The organism is uncultured Kordia sp., from assembly GCF_947489565.1.
Classification (GTDB): Bacteria; Bacteroidota; Bacteroidia; order Flavobacteriales; family Flavobacteriaceae; genus Kordia.
On the sequence record NZ_CANLEA010000004.1, the window covers coordinates 129,665 to 150,782 of the forward strand.

The 21,118-nt window shown below is 34.4% G+C and carries 24 protein-coding genes; 17 read left to right on the plus strand and 7 right to left on the minus strand.

What is annotated here, in order from left to right; genetic code table 11:
• Positions 1-161: 161 nt before the first annotated feature.
• Positions 162-1,538 carry a vanadium-dependent haloperoxidase gene (locus tag Q0845_RS06565; RefSeq protein WP_298510951.1) on the minus strand — a complete coding sequence of 459 codons (1,377 nt, stop codon included), beginning with the start codon at positions 1,536-1,538 and terminating at the stop codon, positions 162-164.
• A gap of 148 nt (positions 1,539-1,686) precedes the next feature.
• On the minus strand, positions 1,687-2,529 hold the full coding sequence (locus tag Q0845_RS06570; RefSeq protein ID WP_298510953.1) for a DUF2911 domain-containing protein: 843 nt from the start codon (positions 2,527-2,529) through the stop codon (positions 1,687-1,689).
• A gap of 92 nt (positions 2,530-2,621) precedes the next feature.
• Here Q0845_RS06570 and Q0845_RS06575 point away from each other — a divergent pair, with 92 nt between their 5' ends.
• The 16 genes from Q0845_RS06575 to Q0845_RS06650 all read left to right on the plus strand — a co-directional run bounded on the left by Q0845_RS06575 (position 2,622) and on the right by Q0845_RS06650 (position 15,971).
• A complete protein-coding gene (locus Q0845_RS06575; protein WP_298511383.1) occupies positions 2,622-3,311 on the plus strand; it encodes an MIP/aquaporin family protein in 690 nt (229 codons plus the stop codon).
• Between the two features lie 150 nt (positions 3,312-3,461).
• On the plus strand, positions 3,462-4,121 hold the full coding sequence (locus tag Q0845_RS06580; protein ID WP_298510955.1) for a TetR family transcriptional regulator C-terminal domain-containing protein: 660 nt from the start codon (positions 3,462-3,464) through the stop codon (positions 4,119-4,121).
• Positions 4,121-5,431: an AarF/UbiB family protein gene (locus tag Q0845_RS06585; RefSeq protein WP_298510957.1), complete on the plus strand. Its 1,311-nt coding sequence runs from the start codon at positions 4,121-4,123 to the stop codon at positions 5,429-5,431. The genes Q0845_RS06580 and Q0845_RS06585 overlap by 1 nt, the downstream gene beginning before the upstream one ends.
• A complete protein-coding gene (locus tag Q0845_RS06590; protein ID WP_298510959.1) occupies positions 5,431-6,045 on the plus strand; it encodes a flavin reductase in 615 nt (204 codons plus the stop codon). The genes Q0845_RS06585 and Q0845_RS06590 overlap by 1 nt, the downstream gene beginning before the upstream one ends.
• An 8-nt stretch (positions 6,046-6,053) precedes the next feature.
• On the plus strand, positions 6,054-7,475 hold the full coding sequence (locus tag Q0845_RS06595; protein ID WP_298510961.1) for an SDR family oxidoreductase: 1,422 nt from the start codon (positions 6,054-6,056) through the stop codon (positions 7,473-7,475).
• A gap of 8 nt (positions 7,476-7,483) precedes the next feature.
• Positions 7,484-8,971: a cryptochrome/deoxyribodipyrimidine photo-lyase family protein gene (locus Q0845_RS06600; protein ID WP_298510963.1), complete on the plus strand. Its 1,488-nt coding sequence runs from the start codon at positions 7,484-7,486 to the stop codon at positions 8,969-8,971.
• The gene (locus tag Q0845_RS06605) at positions 8,971-9,399 is read left to right on the plus strand and encodes a hypothetical protein (RefSeq protein ID WP_298510965.1); all 429 of its coding nucleotides are present in this window, start codon (positions 8,971-8,973) and stop codon (positions 9,397-9,399) included. Before Q0845_RS06600 ends, Q0845_RS06605 begins: the two co-directional genes overlap by 1 nt.
• Positions 9,396-9,674 carry a TIGR03643 family protein gene (locus Q0845_RS06610; RefSeq protein ID WP_298510967.1) on the plus strand — a complete coding sequence of 93 codons (279 nt, stop codon included), beginning with the start codon at positions 9,396-9,398 and terminating at the stop codon, positions 9,672-9,674. The genes Q0845_RS06605 and Q0845_RS06610 overlap by 4 nt, the downstream gene beginning before the upstream one ends.
• A 113-nt stretch (positions 9,675-9,787) precedes the next feature.
• Positions 9,788-10,489 carry a GTP cyclohydrolase I FolE gene (folE, locus tag Q0845_RS06615; RefSeq protein WP_298510970.1) on the plus strand — a complete coding sequence of 234 codons (702 nt, stop codon included), beginning with the start codon at positions 9,788-9,790 and terminating at the stop codon, positions 10,487-10,489.
• A gap of 3 nt (positions 10,490-10,492) precedes the next feature.
• A complete protein-coding gene (locus Q0845_RS06620; protein WP_298510972.1) occupies positions 10,493-10,696 on the plus strand; it encodes a hypothetical protein in 204 nt (67 codons plus the stop codon).
• 97 nt (positions 10,697-10,793) lie between these two features.
• Complete coding sequence (locus Q0845_RS06625; RefSeq protein ID WP_298510974.1) at positions 10,794-11,477, plus strand: SDR family NAD(P)-dependent oxidoreductase; 684 nt, start codon at positions 10,794-10,796, stop codon at positions 11,475-11,477.
• Between the two features lie 2 nt (positions 11,478-11,479).
• Entirely contained in the window at positions 11,480-11,941 is a 462-nt protein-coding gene (locus tag Q0845_RS06630; RefSeq protein WP_298510976.1) for a TspO/MBR family protein, read from the plus strand.
• Between the two features lie 6 nt (positions 11,942-11,947).
• Entirely contained in the window at positions 11,948-12,436 is a 489-nt protein-coding gene (locus Q0845_RS06635) for an SRPBCC family protein (protein ID WP_298510979.1), read from the plus strand.
• On the plus strand, positions 12,426-13,730 hold the full coding sequence (locus tag Q0845_RS06640) for a deoxyribodipyrimidine photo-lyase (protein ID WP_298510981.1): 1,305 nt from the start codon (positions 12,426-12,428) through the stop codon (positions 13,728-13,730). The genes Q0845_RS06635 and Q0845_RS06640 overlap by 11 nt, the downstream gene beginning before the upstream one ends.
• Positions 13,731-13,874: 144 nt before the next feature.
• Positions 13,875-14,840: a fasciclin domain-containing protein gene (locus tag Q0845_RS06645; RefSeq protein WP_298510983.1), complete on the plus strand. Its 966-nt coding sequence runs from the start codon at positions 13,875-13,877 to the stop codon at positions 14,838-14,840.
• Positions 14,841-15,137: 297 nt separating this feature from the next.
• Positions 15,138-15,971, plus strand: coding sequence for an OmpA family protein (locus Q0845_RS06650; protein ID WP_298510985.1), 834 nt, complete (start codon positions 15,138-15,140; stop codon positions 15,969-15,971).
• An 83-nt stretch (positions 15,972-16,054) separates the two neighbouring features.
• Here the strand turns inward: Q0845_RS06650 and murA are convergent, their stop codons facing one another.
• The 4 genes from murA to Q0845_RS06670 form a co-directional block, all read right to left on the minus strand.
• Positions 16,055-17,362, minus strand: a complete 1,308-nt coding sequence (gene murA / locus Q0845_RS06655) for a UDP-N-acetylglucosamine 1-carboxyvinyltransferase (RefSeq protein ID WP_298510987.1) — start codon at positions 17,360-17,362, stop codon at positions 16,055-16,057.
• A 21-nt stretch (positions 17,363-17,383) separates the two neighbouring features.
• Positions 17,384-18,025: a DUF4290 domain-containing protein gene (locus tag Q0845_RS06660; RefSeq protein ID WP_298510989.1), complete on the minus strand. Its 642-nt coding sequence runs from the start codon at positions 18,023-18,025 to the stop codon at positions 17,384-17,386.
• Between the two features lie 103 nt (positions 18,026-18,128).
• Entirely contained in the window at positions 18,129-18,419 is a 291-nt protein-coding gene (locus tag Q0845_RS06665) for a DUF493 family protein (protein WP_298510992.1), read from the minus strand.
• A gap of 63 nt (positions 18,420-18,482) precedes the next feature.
• Positions 18,483-19,787 (minus strand): T9SS type A sorting domain-containing protein, encoded by a 1,305-nt coding sequence (locus tag Q0845_RS06670; RefSeq protein WP_298510994.1) that lies wholly within the window; start codon positions 19,785-19,787, stop codon positions 18,483-18,485.
• 148 nt (positions 19,788-19,935) lie between these two features.
• On the opposite strand from Q0845_RS06670, the gene Q0845_RS06675 reads away from it, so the two are divergent.
• Positions 19,936-20,499: a metallophosphoesterase family protein gene (locus tag Q0845_RS06675; RefSeq protein WP_298510996.1), complete on the plus strand. Its 564-nt coding sequence runs from the start codon at positions 19,936-19,938 to the stop codon at positions 20,497-20,499.
• 213 nt (positions 20,500-20,712) lie between these two features.
• On the opposite strand, the gene Q0845_RS06680 is transcribed toward Q0845_RS06675, so the two are convergent.
• Positions 20,713-21,021 carry a hypothetical protein gene (locus Q0845_RS06680; RefSeq protein ID WP_298510998.1) on the minus strand — a complete coding sequence of 103 codons (309 nt, stop codon included), beginning with the start codon at positions 21,019-21,021 and terminating at the stop codon, positions 20,713-20,715.
• Positions 21,022-21,118: the final 97 nt, after the last annotated feature.

Genomic DNA, 21,118 nt, shown 5'->3' on the forward strand with positions numbered 1-21,118 from the left:
GACTTGTTTTAACAAAATAATAACAAAATCTGGAGTCATAATAAGAGATCTTTCAATTTTTGAAAAAGAAAACAAACTACTAATAATCAATATTTTAAAAACAAAAAAAAGCTTTCTATATGTTAGAAAGCTTTTTGTATTTATTTTTTATCAATTGATCCTTAGTGCGAAAGATCAAAATTATTGACCGCATCCGAAATTTCATATCCTAAGCGCAATCCTTCACTACAATCTATTCGCAAATGAACTCCTAAAGGCAAACGTGAAAATGCATTTTCTGCTGCCATATCGGAGAATGTTGCATAGGTTCTTGGATCGCCACGAAACTCAGTTCTTCCTTCATGTGAACGATCAGTAAAGTTGGTATTGTCTCCAAAATGGTGAATAAAAATTCCCGCTGCAGCGGAAGCAAACGTCGAATGTCCAGATGGATAACTCGGAAATGTTGGATTTGGCCAAGAAATGAACGGAAACAAATTCGTTTGAAAATCTGGATCAATAAACTCCTGAATGTACACACTTGGACGCATTACCATATATTCATACTTATCTGCCCATGTAGAAACGGCAGCATCATTCAATGAAAAACCTAATTTTAATAAGATAATCAATGCTGTTTCATGATCTACATTGTATTGCGTAATCAGTTGATTGGCAATAGAAATTTGTCTTCCTGGCGGACTCATCATCAAATTTTCTACATCATTAGACCAAAATTCAGCAATCCACAATCCTTCTGTGTCAGTTGTTCGTGCAGCTTCACTTGCATCATATACTTCTTCCATAGCAGTGTAATAAGCACTTGAAGTATCTTCACTGTAGACCAAAGCTGGCGGAATTGTAGACGTTTCTTCGGTAGAAATTACAAACGTACGTACAGAAGACCAATATGGAAACAATCCGCGTTCAGCTTCATCACTATATGTCCAAAATCCTTCACCAACTGGCGGTTCGTATGAAGTTGGTTGCGGACTTAAAATTTGCGTTTCCGCTTCCGTATCTGTCAAACTATATGCAATAATTTGTTGTGCTACATAATTTCCCCATTCTTGAGAATTTAAAACCACATCTGCGCTAATTCCTTGGGTTAGGTCTGTTTCTTTTTGCTGGCGCAGAATTGCAATCTTTGCATCAATATCTGGTCGCACATTATACATAAAATGATCCATCGCGGTTGCATAACAAGCATTTAAAGCAATGGCTACATTTACATTCGGTTGTCTTTGCGAAAAATCAATTTCAAGTTCTGCATATCGATCTTTATTAGACGTATAACTAATCATATCTTCCACACAAACCTCAAAAGCTGCCAAATGAATATAGGCTAATGCACGTGTAGATGCATTGGGTCGCATGCCCGTTGCATATCTATCTAATTCGCACCAAAGTTGATTCCAATCAAGAATTACTTGTGTAATTTCATTCGTAACCACTGGCGTTGTCGGTACTATAGTATCATCCAATTGTTCATTAGAACAGGAAGTTGATATCATAGTAATAGTAAGCACTATAAGCAGCGCTCGTAAATAAAATCTCATGTTGTTAGGTTGTTGTTTTAAGACTATGAAATTAATTCATTTTTAACAACTACACACAAAAAACACGGAGAATTGTACCAGAAATACGCTGTATAAAAAAAGCCTTTCCGTTTTGGAAAGGCAATTTTGTATGTAAAAGAGTCTCAAATTACTTTGACCACTCTTTGATAGATTCTTTGTTCATCTTTACATAATCTTTGTTTCCAGCTTTTTCAGCCAATGCCAATGATTCTTTAGCAATTTTAACTGCATCTGCTTTTTTACCCATTTTAGCATAGATTAAAGATTGTTGTCTTAAGTACCAAAATCTTGGTTGATCTTTTGTCATTTCGATCGCTTTGTCAATCCACATCTTAGACTTGTCCATGTCTTTTCCTTCTTCTAGGTAATATCTAGCTGCAGAAAAATAATCTCCTGCTCCAGGTCCAGCCATCATTTTTTCAATGCTTGCAGTTGCTTTTTTATCTGTTGGCACTACAAAAGGAACAACAACTAATGTTTTCTCCCACATGAAAACAAGGTCAGCACCATTGTTCTTAAGGTTTGCGATATCAATTGTAAATGATTCCGTATTGTAAGGCATTGTGTTTACAGGAGCAACCGCTTTCGCTACTACTTTAGCATCGTCCCAATTTCTTGGAGTTCCCCAATTGTTAGTATCATTATATATTACAACTTCCCAAGTTTTTGCTCCAGGTGTTGTAAAAATAGCGTACGATCCTGCTTTTACAGAAGTTCCTCCAATAGTAACATCGTCACTAAATGTAATTTTCGTATTTGCATTGGCTCCAGTTCTCCACATTTGTCCGTGAGGAACTAAGTTTCCAAATATTTTTCTTCCTCTCATTGCTGGTCTAGAGTATTCTAAAGTTACTTCAGTTAATCCAACAGTTTGCGTCAATTTTGCGCTTGGGCTAGGTTGAGGCGTTTCTATTTGTGCTTGAACACTAATTCCTGCTGCTAAGAAACATGCCAAAAGTAGTTTTTTCATCTGTATTGTTATTTTAGAGTTTTTATATTTCGACGAATTTACGCAGAAACCTTACGAGTAAATGTTAACAAATACTTAAAATAAGAAATAGTATTTTTGATTTTTATAAAAAAACGCCAAACATGAAAAATTATATTGCGGAATTTTTAGGGACATTTGCCATGGTTTTTTGCGGAACCGCAGCGATGGTTGTCAATGATATTACTGGAGAAATTACGCATCCTGGCGTTGCTATTACTTGGGGATTGATTGTCATGGGAATGATTTATGCATTTGGAGAGATTTCTGGTGCACATTTTAATCCAGCCGTGACGATTGCCTTTTCGTATGCTAAAAAATTTCCTTGGAAAGAAGTTCCAAAATATATTTTATCACAGTGTTTGGGCGCTATTTGTGCTAGTTTACTTGTATATATGTTTTGGCCTGGCAACGAAACACTCGGTGCCACAATACCTTCCATAGTGCCATGGAAAGCACTGATTTTAGAATTTTTACTCACCTTTTTCTTAATGGTTACCATTATTAATGTATCTACGGGAAGCAAAGAAACAGGAACTATGGCAGGAATTGCTATTGGTGGAATCGTGCTTTTAGAAGCTATGTTTGCAGGTCCAATGACCAAAGCTTCTATGAATCCTGCGCGTTCTTTAGGTCCTGCATTAGTCTCTGGACAGCTTACACATTTATGGTTATACATTGTTGCGCCAATTTTAGGAGCGTTGGCAGCTGTCGTAAGTTGCAAGCTTGTAAAAGCTGAAAACTGCTGTGATTCTGACTGTTAGCCACAAAAAACATTTCATTTCTTATCCATATTTAAATTTCTTAATATCCTTTTTAAGAAAACTTTAACAATGCTTTCATTTTTTTTGTTCAACTAATTCAAAAATAAGTTAAACAGTATTTGTATTTTTATACTGTTTAAATAATACACCATGGCAAAGAAAAAAAATATTACACCTCTTTTTATTATTTCCGCTTACATGGACTCTATTTTAGAACATGGAGCGCCACCTAAAAATGTATATTCTTTTGCGAAAGACAATAATTTTGACGAAGCAAAGTTTTACGAATTTTTCAGTTCTTTTAAAGCATTAGAAGAAAACATCTTTACAACATTTGGCACAAATACTATTGAAGTTTTAGCGCATAGTGAAGAGTTTGCAACTTTTGATGCACGCAACAAATTATTAAGCTTCTACTATACCTTTTTTGAGCAAGTAACTGCCAATAGAAGTTATGTAGTACATAGTTTGACTGCTAGCAAAAATCAGCTTCAATCTCTGAAATTGTTAAAAGGCTTGAAAACAGTATTTACTGATTTTGTAGAGAACTTAGATTTGAAAACTCTTGATTTAAATCAGGAACGTATAGAAAAGTTTCAAAACAGAGCGATCAATGAAACGGCTTGGATTCAATTTTTAATGACCATGAAATTTTGGTTAGATGATACCTCGCCAAGTTTTGATAAAACAGATCAATACATTGAAAAGTCTGTGAACGCAAGTTTCGATTTAATTGACAATACACCATTAAAAAGTATTATAGATTTTGGGAAATTCATCCTAAAAGAAAAATTAGACATTAGAGCTTAATGAAAACAATCGATAAAATTCCAATCACCAAAATCCAACGCGCAGGTAAAATTGTAACTACAGGTGCAAAAGTTGGCGTGAATTATTTAAAATATTATGGTGATAAGCTCATAAATTCTGAAGAAAAAGCAAAAGAACGATTGAACGAATCGAATGCAGAAGATATTTATGACGGCTTAAAAAAGTTAAAAGGAAGCGCTTTAAAAGTAGCGCAAATGTTGAGTATGGAAAAGAATATTTTACCACGTGCGTATGTGGAAAAATTTTCATTATCACAATTTTCAGTACCACCATTATCGCCTCCTTTAGTCATAAAAACATTTAAAAAATATTTTGGCAAACATCCAAATGAAATCTTTGACACATTCAATTCCACTTCTGTAAATGCCGCTAGTATAGGACAAGTACACGTTGCCGAAAAAGACGGGAAAAAACTTGCTGTGAAAATCCAATATCCTGGCGTTGCGAAAAGCATCTCCACTGACTTGGCACTTGTAAAACCTATCGCGATTCGAATGTTTAACATTACCGGAAAAGGTTCTGATAAATATTTTAAAGAAGTGGAAGAGAAATTGATTGAAGAAACGGATTATTTACTTGAAATTAAACAAAGTAAAGATGTTTCGGAAGCTTGTAAACATTTGCCAAATTTACTTTTTCCCAAATACTATGATTCGCTCTCTTCGGAGCGAATCATAACGATGGATTGGATGACAGGCGAGCATTTATCTGAGTTTACCGCTAGAAATACCGATCAAGAGATAGCCAATTTACTTGGACAAACTCTTTGGGATTTTTATATGTTTCAAATTCATGAATATCGCAAAGTACATGCAGATCCGCATCCTGGGAATTTCTTAGTCTCTAAAGATCATGAATTGATTGCTTTGGATTTTGGTTGTATGAAAGCCATTCCAGAAGATTTCTACGTTCCTTATTTTGAGTTAGCAGATCAGAAAACGATCAATGATCCAGCATTGTTTACGAAGAAATTATACGAATTAGAAATTCTTCGCGAAGATGACTCTAAGGAAGAATTGGAATTCTTTACAGAGATGTTTCACGAGTTGCTAGGATTGTTTACAACTCCTTTTAACACCGAAGTTTTTGACTTTTCGGATGAAGAGTTTTTCGGAAAAATTGCAGATATCGGTGAACGTTATGCAAAAAATACACAATTACGCAGTATGAATGGAAATAGAGGTTCTAAACATTTTATTTATATGAATAGAACGTTTTTTGGACTCTATAATTTATTACATGACTTGAAAGCAGAAAATGTAATCATTAATAATTTTAAAAATCTATAATGGCCACCATCACGAGAACAGATATTGATGCCATGGAAAAGTTATACCGAATCAACTTGATCAATAGTTGTTCTGGGTATAAATCAGCAAATCTAATTGCCACACAATCAGCTGATGGTTTTACAAACGTTGCTGTGTTTAGTTCTGTGACACATCTAGGTTCCAATCCGCCATTATTAGGATTTATTACAAGACCTGCAGTTGTTCCAAGGAATACGTATGAAAACATAAAAAAAACAGGAATATATACGATCAATCATATTCATCACAATATAACGCAAGATGCACATCATACTTCTGCGAAATATCCAAAAGAGGTTTCAGAGTTCGATCAAACAGCATTGGAAACTGAATATTTAGATGGTTTTGCAGCACCTTATGTAAAAGGTTGCCATGTGCAAATTGGCATGCGGTATATGAATGAATACGTAATTGAAGAAAATGATACCATTTTAGTCATTGGTAAAATTGAACACTTACATATTAATGACGATATTTTAGAAACGGATGGTTTTATAAATCTTGCGAAAGCAGCAACGGCTACCATTAACGGACTTGACGGATATGCAATACCACAACAACAAACACGCTATCCGTACCAACGTCCCAAATAACAGAAATTATGCGAATTCTACTCACAGGCGCAACAGGATATATCGGAAAACGACTGATTCCAATTTTATTGGAAATGGGACATTCGCTGGTTTGCTGTGTGAGAGATAAACAACGTGTTCCTGAAGAAATCATTGCGCACGATCGTATTGATGTTATTGAAGTTGACTTTTTAAACTTGAGAAGTCTCTACCGAATTCCAACCGATATTGATGTTGCATACTACCTAATTCATTCCATGTCATCTTCTATGAAGTTTGAAAAATTGGAAAGCGATTGTGCTGTGCATTTTAAAACTTACATGCTAAAGACCAAAGTAAAGCAAGTTATTTACTTAAGCGGAATTGTCAATGATCAACAGTTATCCAAGCATTTACAATCTCGTAAAAATGTAGAAAATATATTAGCGTCAAAATCGTATGCGCTGACAACATTTCGTGCAGGAATTATTGTGGGAAGCGGAAGTGCTTCATTTGAAATTATTCGTGATCTCACAGAAAAACTTCCAATTATGGTGGCGCCGAAGTGGATTAAAACAAAATCGCAACCTATTGCCATTAGAAATGTATTGGAATATTTGACCAAAGCGATTGGTAATGAAAAAGTGCAAAATCAGTCATACGACATTTTTGGACCAGATACATTAACATACAAAGACATGATGTTGCAGTTTGCAGAAGTTCGGAAGTTAAAGCGCACCATCATTTCTGTTCCTGTGATGACTCCAAAACTTTCTTCGTACTGGTTGTATTTTATCACCACAACTTCCTATAAGCTTGCAAAAAACTTGGTGGATAGCATGAAAGTCGAAGTCATTGGTAAGCAAAGCAATATCAATGAAATCTTGGACATTCAACCAATGTCATACAAAGAAGCTGTACAAAAAGCATTCATCAAAATTGAGCAAAACAGTGTCGTTTCTAGTTGGAAAGATTCGTTGATAAGCGGACGTTTTCGCGAAAAAATTTCACGCTACATCAAAGTTCCGGAATATGGTTGCTTTAAAGATATTAAACGACGAAAAGTCATTGACGAACAACAAACCATTGATAAAATATGGGCAATTGGCGGCACAAATGGCTGGTATTATGCAACTTATTTGTGGAAAATTCGCGGTTATCTAGACAAAATGTTTGGCGGCATCGGATTGCGTCGCGGTCGCAGAGATCAAAAAACATTGAATGCTGGCGATCCATTAGATTTCTGGCGAGTTTTATATGCCAATAAGGAAGAAAAACGCTTGTTATTATTCGCAGAAATGCGTTTACCAGGAGAGGCTTGGTTAGAATTTAAAATAGAAAATGATCAACTACTACAACGTGCTATTTTTAGACCAAAAGGAATTTGGGGACGCTTGTATTGGTATGCTGTATTGCCGTTTCACGGTTTTATATTCAATGGAATGATTAACAAACTTGTCAAAAAAGATTAATAACATACATGAATACTCAAAACAAAACAGAAATAAACGTCGTCTTATTTAAGCGTGATTTGAGACTTCAAGATAATGAAGCCATTCACAACGCGCTTTCTTCCGGACGAAAAACGTTGTTTGTTTTTGTTTTTGAAGATATTCTCCTGAATGATCCGCACTACAGTGAACGACACTGGAACTTTATTAAAGAATCATTAATCGACTTAAATAATTCTTTGATTGCATATAATAGTGAGATATTAATTGTACGATCAAATATAAATAGAACGTTGCAGATCATTCAGGAAACCTATAAAATCACACACTTATATTCGCATCAAGAAACAGGTTTAAAAGTTACCTATGATCGTGATAAAGGACTCAAGCGTTTTCTATTAAATAATATGATCACTTGGGTGGAAAATGTAAATAACGGTGTATTTAGAGGATTGAAAGATCGTGAAAATTGGATTGAACTCTGGGAAGGTTTTATGAATCAATCACTCCTCACCTTTCGTCCAAAAAAAGATCAATTATTTACCAAAGAAGAAGTTGCACATTTGGCAACTTTTTTTCAGCTTCCAGATTTAGAAACCAATCCTGATACTCCTTTTCAAAAAGGAGGAACTACGATGGCGCTTAAGTATATGAATACATTTTTTAGAGATCGTGGGAAAAATTACAATGCACATATTTCAAAACCGTTATTAGCGCGAAGAAGCTGTAGTCGTTTATCGCCTTATTTAGCTTGGGGAAATTTGTCTGTACGGCAAGTCATTCAAGAAACGGTGCGCTGTATTGATCAAAACATTCATAAAAAACAAATGGAATCTTTTGGTTCTCGATTGCGCTGGCAAGCACATTTCATTCAAAAATTTGAAATGGAAGACGAAATGGAGTTTCTGAGTTTGAATAAAGGATATCAAAAACTGAAAAAGCAAGTTTCTGAACGTTATATTGAAGCTTGGAAAAACGGACAAACAGGGTATCCACTAGTGGATGCTTGCATGCGATGTTTGAAAGAAACTGGATATTTAAACTTTAGAATGCGTGCGCTCGTAGTTTCATTTTTTACACACAACTTATGGCAACCTTGGCAAAAAGCAACGGTTACCTTATCGCAATATTTTTTAGATTTTGAACCTGGCATACACTTTCCGCAGATTCAAATGCAAGCTGGAGAAACAGGAATTAATTTATTGCGCATGTACAATCCGACAAAAAACGGTATTGCGCATGATCCAGAAGGTGTTTTTATCAAAACTTGGGTTCCCGAATTAGCCGAATTGGATACTGCTTTTGTACACGAACCTTCTCGCATGACTCCTATGGAACAACAAATGGCTAATTTTTTTGTGGGTAAAAACTATCCAAAACCCATTGTCAATTTGCAAGAAACACGAAAATACGCCAGTGATATTTTATGGAATATGAAAGATGAAACGACAGTGATTGAAGAAAACTTCAGAATTTTAAAAAAGCATACTTTAAAAAACCGCAAAAGAAGTTCGTAATGATTATCAACACAACTTACAGAAATAAAGAAACGGCAAAACTAATTGATTCACATTTAGGAGAAGCTTTTTCGCTTATGCAACGTATCAAGATGAAAGGAATTGGCTCAAAACGAATGATTATCAACAATGTGAGTCCAAAAATGAAACAATACTTAAATACTGTAGACGATTTGAATTACGGAAGTATTGAATTGCGTCCTAAAGGTATTTTAGTGCACATACATAAAAAATTGAATAGCTTTTCTTGGGTTATTCCTTATTACAGGTTGCAGATTTACAATTCCTCTTTTTTCAGCATTCATGCAAATGGAAACTTTATTCAATTCCAAAAAAATAAACTCTATAAAGAGAACAAAGCATTTATAGAAAAAATGCAGACACAAAAAAACACCGTACTCAATACTACAGATTATTATCAAGGATGAAACACAACTTAGACCCAATACAGGTTGATCGAATTATAGAAATGGCCTGGGAAGACCGAACTACTTTTGACGCCATACAGTTTCAGTTTGGACTCAAAGAGCAAGATGTTATCGATTTGATGCGTACACATATGAAAAGATCGAGTTTTAAAATGTGGAGAAAGCGTGTTTCAGGTCGTAAAACCAAGCATGAAAAAAAGCGTGATTTTATCAAAGGACGCTTCAAATGCTCGCGTCAACGCACTATTAACAACAATAAGATTTCGAAACGATAACCCAATCATAATTTTTTTTTATACAAGTATCAATAAAAAGAGGGAAGAATCTTTTTTTTGTTTCTTATTTTGTTTAACTTTATAAATAAATAATTAAACATTTTAAAAACTATATGAAAACTGCTGACGTTTTAAACCAATTACATGAATCTTCCATCTCTTTAAATGGGTTTGATCATCATGAAATTGGGGATGAACACCTACTTACAGGTATGGAAACTCCCATGCGTACAGATGCTTTCGAAATGCCAGATAAGGAAAAGAAACAAAAAATTGCCTATCATTTTCAAGAAATTATGGAAACGTTAGGTCTTGACTTAACTGACGACTCATTAAAAGGAACTCCTAAACGAGTTGCTAAAATGTACATAGAAGAAATTTTCTCAGGGCTTGACCCAAAAAACAAACCAAAAGTAGCATTGTTTGATAATAAATATCAATACAATCAAATGCTTATTGAGAAAAACATTCAATTTTATTCCAATTGCGAACATCACTTTGTCCCTATTATGGGGAAAGCACATGTGGCGTATATTTCCTCAGGAAAGGTAATTGGATTATCGAAACTTAACAGAATTGTTCAATATTATGCAAAGCGACCTCAAGTTCAAGAACGCTTGACCAACCAGATTGCGATGGAATTATGCGAAATATTACAAACTGATGACGTAGCTGTAATTATAGATGCAAAACATTTATGTGTTTCATCTAGAGGAGTAAAAGATGACTCTTCTACAACAATTACATCATATTATGGTGGTGCTTTTAATTCACCCCAAAAAATTCTAGAATTACAAAACTTTTTAAACAATTAAATTATGGCAACTATTTTTTCAGAAGTAACGGACTTTGAGAAAACAAAGTTCATATCAAGAAGCGACAAAATTACTGCAAGCCGTGAAGCTAAACGTTTGATCTTAGGATTGAATGAAATCTATAAGCAGAAAAAAGATCCTGCAATTATGGAAATCATGAAACGTTTGACGACACTTAAAAGAAAATACGAGAAACGTTTACGATAAATTTTCCCAAAAAAGATGTTACGCAATGCTAATGATTCTTAATTGTTAGCATTGCAATGCATTATTTAAAGATAAATAACCTATCCAACCCATTTAAATGAAAAATATTCTAGTCATTGGAGGTAGTAAAGGTATTGGCGCTGCTATAGTAAATTCCCAAATCAATCATCACAATGTGATCAATATTAGCAGAACTGCACCAGAAATAACTTCCAATAACTTAACGCACTATAGTTGTAATATCCTTGAAGATGAACTTCCCGACCTTGAAGCAGTTGATACACTAATTTATTGTCCGGGAAGTATCAACTTAAAGCCTGTATCACGACTTAAAATTGACGATTTCAGAAATGATTATGAAATCAATGTCATCGGTGCCGTAAAAGCAATTCAAAAATATCTACCAGCTTTAAAGAAAGGTACACATCCAAATATATTATTATTCAGCACAGTTGCTACGCATTTAGGAATGCCTTTTCATGCGAGTATAGCTGCTGCAAAATCTGCTGTAGAAGGTTTGGTAAAAACGTTGGCTGCAGAGTTTGCCCCAACAATTCGTGTCAATGCAATTGCGCCAACGGTAACCAATACTGGACTTGCTAGCAAATTGCTACGAAATGATAAAATGATTGAAAATATATCAGAACGTCATCCTTTAAAAAAATTCCTCCAACCACAAGAAGTAGCTGATATGGCTGATTTTCTGATTTCTGATAAAGCACGATCTACTTCAGGACAAATATTTACAATGGATTGTGGAATTGTGAGTTTAAAACTATAAATATGAATTTTTACGTACGATTAGTCCTTTTCTTAATCATCAATTTTGGTGCATTATGGATAGGTACTATATTAATGAATGATGGTCCAAGAACAGATTGGTATCTAAACTTAGACAAAGCTCCTTGGACGCCTCCAGGTTGGGTATTTGGTTTTGCTTGGACAACTGTAATGATTTGTTTTTCAATCTATATGGCAAAACTCACAGAAGCAAAAAACAACAAAATCATATTACTTTTATTTGCCATACAATTTGTATTGAATGTAAGTTGGAATTATGTCTTTTTCAATCAGCACGACGTATCTTTAGGAATGATCAATTTGATTGTTTTATTCGGATTGATAGCCGTCATGACAATTAAATTTAGACCACAATTAAAAATATATACAATATTTATACTGCCCTACTTTTTATGGCTGATAGTCGCCAACTCTTTAAACGGCTATATTTTATATACTAATTAATGTTTTATGCAAAAATTTAGCACGAAAGGAATTGTGTACAGACTACACAGCAAACAAAACTTTCCCATATCTCTTGAAGAGGCATGGGATTTTTTATCGGATCCAAAAAACTTAAAGACCATTACACCTGCGTATATGCGTTTTGACATTCTTACGGAAAATCTTGGGAAAATGTATCCAGGTCAAATTATACAATATATTGTAACGCCCGTTTTTAATATTAAAACTCATTGGGTGACCGAAATTACACATGTTGAACACCAGCATTACTTTGTTGATGAACAACGTTATGGACCTTATTCTATGTGGCATCACAAGCATTTTATAAAAGAAATTCCTGGTGGTGTAGAAATGGAAGATATTATTGATTATAAAATTCCGCTTGGCTTCTTGGGACGATTGATGCATCCTATTTTAGTGAAGCCAAAACTGAAAGAAATATTTGAATACCGAACTAAAAAATTAACTGAACTCTTTGGAACCTATGAAGGATAATTACGCGATTTTTTGGCATCGAAGAGACTTACGAATCGAAGATAATATTGGTTTACACAAAGCTTTAACTTCTGGTGATAAAGTCATTCCGCTGTTTATATTTGACAAAGACATTTTGGATAAATTACCAAAAGACGATGCCCGTGTTACTTTTATTCATTCAGCATTAGAAAAAATACACACTACGCTTCAAAAAAGCTATGGTGTTTCGCTGATGGTACAACATGGAAATCCTCTTGAAATTTTCCGTAAAATCAGTGAAGAATTCAATATTACTGCTGTATACACCAATCACGATTACGAACCGTATGCGATTGCAAGAGATACACAAGTAACAGAATTTTTGACTACAAAAAACATTGCATTTCACAGTTTCAAAGATCAAGTGATATTTGAACGTGGTGATATTGTAAAAGCAGACGGAAAACCATATACGGTATACACACCATATTCAAAAAAATGGTTGGCAGCACTTAAGGATAGCGACTATAAAAGCGTTGATTGTGCTGCGCATTATGGAAATTTTGCAAAGTTATCGTTTGACTTTCCATCCATTGAAGAAATTGGGTTTACGACTTCTTCCATTAAAGTACTTCCGTATACAATGGCCGAGAATATCATTGAAAATTATGAAGCAACTCGAAACTTTCCAGCTATTGAAGGTACTTCTAAATTAAGTCCACATTTGCGTTTTGGAACAGTCAGTGTACGACAATGTGTGCAAAACGGATTGTTATCAGAAGAAAATACATTCTTAAAAGAATTGATTTGGAGAGAATTCTTTATGCAAATTCTATGGCATTTTCCTAAATCTGTCACAAACAATTTCAAATCAAAATATGATGGCATCAAGTGGCGCAATAATGAAGCCGATTATAAAGCATGGTGTGAAGGAAAAACTGGATATCCAATTGTTGATGCTGGCATGCGCGAACTCAATGAATCTGGATATATGCACAATAGAGTTCGAATGGTTACCGCCAGCTTTTTATGCAAACATTTATTAATTGATTGGAGATGGGGCGAAGCTTATTTTGCTAAAAAACTATTGGATTTTGATTTGGCACAAAATGTTGGAAATTGGCAATGGGTTGCCGGAACTGGCTGCGATTCTTCTCCATATTTCCGAATTTTCAATCCGACTTCGCAAGTTCAAAAATTTGATAAAGCACATGTCTATATTAAAAAATGGGTTCCCGATTATCAAGAATTTACATATCCAACTCAAATTGTGGAACATAAGCATGCGCGTGAACGCTGTTTAGCAACCTACAAGAGCGGAATTGAGAGCTAAAACAAACCGTATTTTGTTTAACGTTTTACCTTATTTAACAAACAATTAACATTTTTGTTTAACTATTTTTAATTTTGTTTAAACAAAATAATTATATTTGTGTGATCGTTAAAAACAATTAATCACAAAAAGCAATAAATTGTTATGAAAAAGAAAAAAACATTTATCCTTGTCGCTTTTGTTATCTCATTATTCACCCTAACCTCGTGTAGCGATGATGATAATAACGTAGTTGCCCCGAGTAACACTATCGCAGATTTTGTAGCTGCAAATTCTGATTTTAGTTCTTTGGGAGCTGCACTTGACAGAGCAGGCTTAACTGGAGTATTGGCAGGAACAACTGATTACACAGTGTTTGCTCCAAACAATGCTGCATTTGACGCATTTTTAACAGCTAATGGTTTTGCTAATTTAGAAGCAGTGCCAACGGATGTTTTAACACAAGTTTTATTAAATCATGTTGTTAGTGGAATCAACACTTCTTCAGATTTAAGTACAGGATACATTAAAACATTAGCTATAGAAGCTACAACTGAAAACACATTAAGCATGTATGTAAATACAAGTAATGGTGTGGTTTTAAATGGAGTTTCTACTGTGACAACAGCCAATGTTTCTGTTGATAATGGTGTAATTCATGCTGTAAACTCAGTAATTGATTTACCTACTGTAGTAACATTTGCAACAGCAGATTCAACTTTTGGATCTTTAGTAGCAGCATTGACAAGAGAAAGTTCTTTTACGTATGTGGCAACACTAAGTACAAAGACTTCTCCAGCTCCATTTACTGTATTTGCTCCAACAGATCAAGCATTTACTGATTTAGTAGCTGAGTTAGATGGTGTAAATTCTTTAGCTGATATTCCAACAGCTACTTTAGAAGCTACTTTAAACACACATGTTGTAGCACAAGCAAATGTTTTAGCATCTACTTTAACTGATGGTATGATGGTAAGCACATTAGGAGCTGATTTTACAATCAACACTACTAACGGTGCAACGTTTACTGATTTAAACGGAAGAACTGGTAATATTATAGTAACAGACGTTCAGGCAGTGAATGGAGTAATTCACGCTATTGATAAAGTAATTTTACCAAGTTTAGAATAGTATACAACTAAAGAACGATTTCCGAATTAGTTCTATACTCAATATTTTGACAATTAAAAAGTTGATAGAATTTAAATGATTCTATGAACTATCACAATAGAACCAGTGACTTTTGTCATTGACGTTCAGACAATGAATGGTGTAATTCATGTTGTTAATAAGGTTATATTACAGAATCTAAATTAGGTGTATTAGATTCAAAAAAACCATTTTTAAGACTGGTAAGGGTAACTAATTATTTAGTTACCCTTATTTTTTGATATAATTTTGTACCTTTTTGATCCCAAAAGGTAACCCATGAGACAACTACTTATCATATTGTTGTGTAGTATCAGTTTTTGTAATGCGCAAGATATTGCGTTTGATATTTATTTCGATTCCGGAAAGTTTACAGTATCTACCAAACATGCTAAAAAAATAAATCAAGAACTTGCAGATTTAGATAGCACAACAACCTACAATTTTGTTGTTAAAGGCTATACTGATTTTGTAGATACCGAAAATTTCAACCTTAAATTATCAAAAAGCAGAGCGACTTCTGTCACAACCTTCCTTAAAGACAATTACAATTCGTTAATTAATTCTATTGAGAAAGAAGCTAAAGGTGAATTGCCTACTGAAGAAGAGAAACGAAACGAGCGTGTTGGTGTTAAAATGCATCGAAAGGTATCTATTGTTGTTTCTAAAAATGATCACAAACCAAAAATTGTCAAGAAAAAACAAAGTATATACGTAGTTCCAGTTAAAAAATTACGTGTAGGCACTTCGTATTCTATGGGAAAAATCAATTTTAAAACTGGAAGAGTTTCGCTTGTACAATCATCCAAAAAAGAACTTGAAAAACTGGTTCGCTTTTTAAAGAAAAACAGAAATATTCATGTAGAAGTACAAGGTCATGTTTGTTGTGGCGGAAACGACGATTCTGATGCGTTAAATAGTGACACCGGCATGGAAACGCTTTCTGTAGACAGGGCACATTTTATTTACAAATACCTTATTAACAGAGGAATTTCTAGAGAACGCCTTAGTTATAAAGGCTATGGTTTTAAATTACCGCTTCGCTTTCCAGAAAAAGGAACACGTGATCGTGGTGCAAATAGACGTGTAGAAATTATGATCACGAAAGTGTAATAGTTCACATATTTCCATAAAAAAATGAATCATCTTATCTTCATAAAATGATTCATTCCTATATTTTTTTGAAACGAGTTTAGTTACAAACGTACAATCTTTGCTCCAATAGCACGTAAACGTTCGTCTATATTTTCGTAACCTCTATCAATTTGTTCAATATTGTGAATTGTGGAAGTCCCTTTGGCAGATAAAGCCGCGATTAATAATGAGATTCCCGCTCTAATATCTGGAGAAACCATTGTCGTAGCTTTTAACTGTGATTTAAAGTCATGACCAATTACACTGGCTCTATGCGGATCACAAAGAATGATTTTTGCACCCATATCAATTAGTTTATCTACAAAGAATAAACGGCTTTCAAACATTTTTTGATGAATTAAAACACTTCCGCGTGCTTGCGTAGCTACCACCAATATGATACTTAATAAATCTGGTGTAAATCCTGGCCAAGGCGCATCGGCAATGGTTAAGATAGAACCATCAATATAGTTTTGAATTTCGTACCCATCAGCATGTGCAGGAACATGAATATCATCTCCTTGACGTTCTACTGTGATTCCTAATTTTCTGAATACATCTGGAATTTGACCTAAATCGTCCCAACTTACATTTTTGATTGTTAGTTCGCTTCGTGTCATTGCTGCCAATCCAATCCAACTTCCAATCTCAATCATGTCTGGAAGCATTCTATGTTCTGTTCCGCCTAATTCTTCAACACCTTCAATACGTAATAAGTTTGAACCAACTCCGCTAATTTTTGCGCCCATTCGGTTCAGCATTTTACACAATTGCTGTAAATACGGCTCACAAGCAGCGTTATAGATGGTTGTAGTTCCTTCAGCTAAAACAGCTGCCATGACAATATTAGCAGTTCCAGTTACAGAAGCTTCATCCAAAAGCATGTACGTTCCTTGCAATTTTTCTGCTTCTACTCCATAGAAATAATCTTCTCTATTGTATCTAAACTTTGCACCGAGTTTTATAAAACCTTCAAAGTGTGTATCGAGTCTTCTACGACCAATTTTATCTCCTCCAGGCTTCGGAATATATCCTTTTCCAAAACGTGCTAATAAAGGGCCAACAATCATGATAGAACCGCGAAGTCCGCGTCCTTCTTCTTTAAATTGTTCTGACTCTAGATATTTAAGATTGATATCATCGGCCTGAAACGTATAGGATCCTGGTCCGTTTTTTTGAGTTTTCACGCCTAAGTTTCCTAAAAGCATGATTAATTTATTGACGTCAACAATGTCAGGAATATTACTAATTGTCACTTTTTCAGGTGTCAATAAAACTGCACACAAAATCTGCAATGCTTCATTTTTTGCACCTTGTGGTTGAATACTTCCTTTTAACTGATGACCACCTTCAATCTTAAAAGTCCCCATAAAATATGATAATGAATTTTGTTAGTAACGTTTTCTGTTGTTACGATTTTTATTATTTCGTTGTTGTTGATTTTTGTTCGAAAACTTTTTCTTTTGTTTCAAAAGATTTGAAGAATCTGATAAGTCTTCCTCTTTAGCTGCTAAGTCAATTTTTCCATCGCTCAACTCAAACAAATGCTTAAAGATTACATAATCTTCAACAGTGTCTTTGTTCCAGTTTAGGTAACATTTTTTCATATGATTGGCGATTGCAAACTCTAAAGCTTCTTTCATTTCGCCTTCTTCCCAGCTGTTTGCCACATCAATCATTCGCTTGATATTATTTCCATAGAAACGATATTTTGGAAAGTTTTGTGGATATCCAAGTGGATTTGGACGTTCTTGCAATACTTCTTTAGAAGGCTTTGGAAATGGCGAATCTACATCCAATTTAAAATCGGACATGATGAATAATTGATCCCATAATTTATGTTGGAAATCAGGCACATCACGTAAATGTGGTTGTAAATTTCCCATAACACCAATAATGGCTTTTGCTTGCTTGTTTCGCTCTGCTGCATCTTCTGTAGCTACGGCAATGTTGATCATTTTTTGAATATGACGTCCATACTCAGGAATAATCAATCTATGACGTTCTGTATTATACTCTAGCTGCTCAATCAAAATAAAATGTATTTGTAAGGTATGTTATTGAAGTAAAATAAAGTTCGTGTGAAGATTATTTTGTGATTGCAAAATAGTAAAAAAAATCTAGATAACTTCGTAGTTATAGAGAAATTATACCTTCTACCTGACTTGCTTCCTTATATTTTTCAATAACGGCGTCTGCACTTTTCATCTTTGCAGTAATAGTAACGCTTGTATACGTTCCTTTTGAAGACTTCTTAGTATCAATTACGGCACCAAGATTATCAAAAATTTGGTGTACTTCTTTTATTTTTTCATCACTAGAAGGCACAATGAATTTGTACATGTATAATGCTGGAAACTGTGTGGTATCTTCTAATTGTATTTTTAGTTTTGCATAAAACGCTTCAGGGTCGTTTTTTAAACTCATGCTCTCGTTTTTTCTTAGTGAACGGCAAAGATACTGCTTCTTAGAAAACTTTTGCAGTTTCTTCTATTTTATTACTTTTTTGATTGTGATGGTATTGTTTACTTGAACTTTCAAAAAATACGTTCCTGAACTTAGTTGTGCTACATTAACCGTTGTTTCACGTACATTTGAGAGTTCTTTTTGCAGTACAATTCGCCCAAAACTATCCAGTAAAATAATCGTTTGCAATGGCTTTTCAGAAATTATAGAAAGTTGATCTTTTACAGGATTTGGAAAGATTTGCAATGCAGCTTCCGCTACCTCATCTACACTTAATATACAATTGATTTGCGTGCCCGGTTGCGTTACAAGTGTTCCGTTATTTACAGACCAATGTTCCCAAGTTCCGCCAGTTCCAGTACGCCAATCCGTTAAATCGAACGCATTACTTCCTTCTGTGGTTCCTTTTACTTTGTATACTTTTAACGCTTCTCCTCCTCTATTCCAGTCTAGTGGTATGTTGGGTTCACAGATTTCAGGAGTCATGTCTGTAAGTTCGCAATTTGCCTGAATAAAATAGGCATTGTCATCAAAAGATGGATAATCGCCAAAAACTCTTGCGCCACCATTTTCATCAATACAAACTGCTGTATATTCATCACACGCAATTCCTTTTACATTTACAAAACCTGCACTTCCATAATCTATTAGTATGCGTGCTAAAAATGTAGTATGGCGACCTCTACGATCTGGATCATCATAATGTGTATCAGTAATGACATCATTCAAAAACCAATTGCCTAAAAAAGGTGTATTCGGAACTGTCAGATTTGTTGCGTACGGATTCGCCAAGGCTTGTGCAGAAGTAATTGTTCCGTTTTCAGCAGAAAAATAGAATCTGCCTAAAATTGCCATTCCTGCACTCGTTCCTCCAATGGCTAAATTTTCAAAATTTATGGCATGATTAATTAGATTTTGTACTTCTGTATCTCTCCAATACGACACATAATTCCACTGATCGCCACCAGCAAACCAAATGGCTTCTGCTTCTTGAATTCTTTGAAGCACGTAGGCATCAGTACTTGCGGTACTGTTATTAAAAACAATCGTTTCCACAGAATTCACCGTTACACCCAAATCTGAATACATATAATTGTTATAACCATCAGACCCACTGGCGCGAAGTACTAAAACATCGCCTCCATTGGCACGTTGTAAAAACCATTGCATGGCTTCATCTGACTCGGATGCGCCGCCCATGAGACACGATCCGCCTAACGGAATAACCTCAATACTTGTTGCGCTTCCTGTTCGATACGATGTGTACGATTGTGCAAAACTATTGAGCATAAAGAATAAAGATAAAATGTAGGTAATGTTAGTTTTCATAGGTAAAGTGGTATATTTCAAATGTAGGTAAAGTTTCACGACTTGCAAAAGGTTATTTATAAGATGATTTGTATTGAATTTTAAATCACTTTCGTTTTAAAAACTCTAGAATCAAGATTTTTTGATTTAATTTGATAAAAAAACAAGAATGGGGAAACTATTTTTTACATCCGATCATCATTTTGGGCATGATAATATTATAAAATTCTGTAATCGTCCATTTGAAGATGTTCGGGAAATGAATCAAGTACTAATTGAAAGGTGGAATGAAAAAATTAAAAAGAATGATTCTGTATATCATTTAGGAGATTTTGGTTATGGTTACAAGGAAAATATTGCTTCTATTTTAGATCAATTGAATGGAAAGATTCATTTAATTGTGGGAAATCATGAAAAGCCAGCACTACAAAACCCTGATAAATTTGTTTGGATAAAAGATTATTTTGAATTGAAGGTGAAAGATGCTGATTGTAAAAACGGATATCAGAACATCATTCTATTTCATTATGCCATGCGCGTGTGGAGAAGTGATTCGAGAGGAAGTTGGCATTTATATGGACATAGCCACGGTAATTTACCAGACTTAGAAGATCGTTTGTGTTTTGATATTGGTGTTGATTGTCATGACTTTTATCCGTTATCCTACGACGAAGTAAAAACGATTATGAAAACTAAAAACTGGAGTTCTCCTTCACAAAAAAGAGAAATTTGAGTTAGCTTGAATTGTTTTCACATATAAAGGTGTGAATTTCGAATCTAACGGAAGTAAATAAACTCTTAAAAAAATCTATCGTAGTAATAGATCACTTTTATTAATGATTTCACATTATTTCCTTCAAACAATAACTAAAGACAGATTGCAAAATACTGAAGTATTATATGCAACCTGTCTTTAAACTAAATTTATATTCTATTATAATCTTATTTATTGTTGTTCAATTCGAAACCAGCCATTCCATACTCCATCTATTTGATAACATATAAAATATTCGCCAGCTTCTGTAACAGCAACTACTTGAATTTGACCTTGCAGATCCGTTGTTGCAGCTACTCTCACAGCTCCAGCTAGAGGTACCTTTGAACCTCCTACAACTCCGAAAAGCGCCTCTGCTTGAGACCATACTAATTTATTTCCTACTTCTACCTGCCAAGTATGCGCTACGTTTTTAGCTTCATCAATATAAAAAGCTTCTACACGTCCGTCTGAATTCGTTGCTATAACAAAATTGTTCATAATTTATAATTTTAAAGTTTCCTACTCTATTTAAAATTGGCTTTTCGGGTTACGCCTGCAAAAACCAAAGAAGAGAATAACTACTTCATTATTTGAT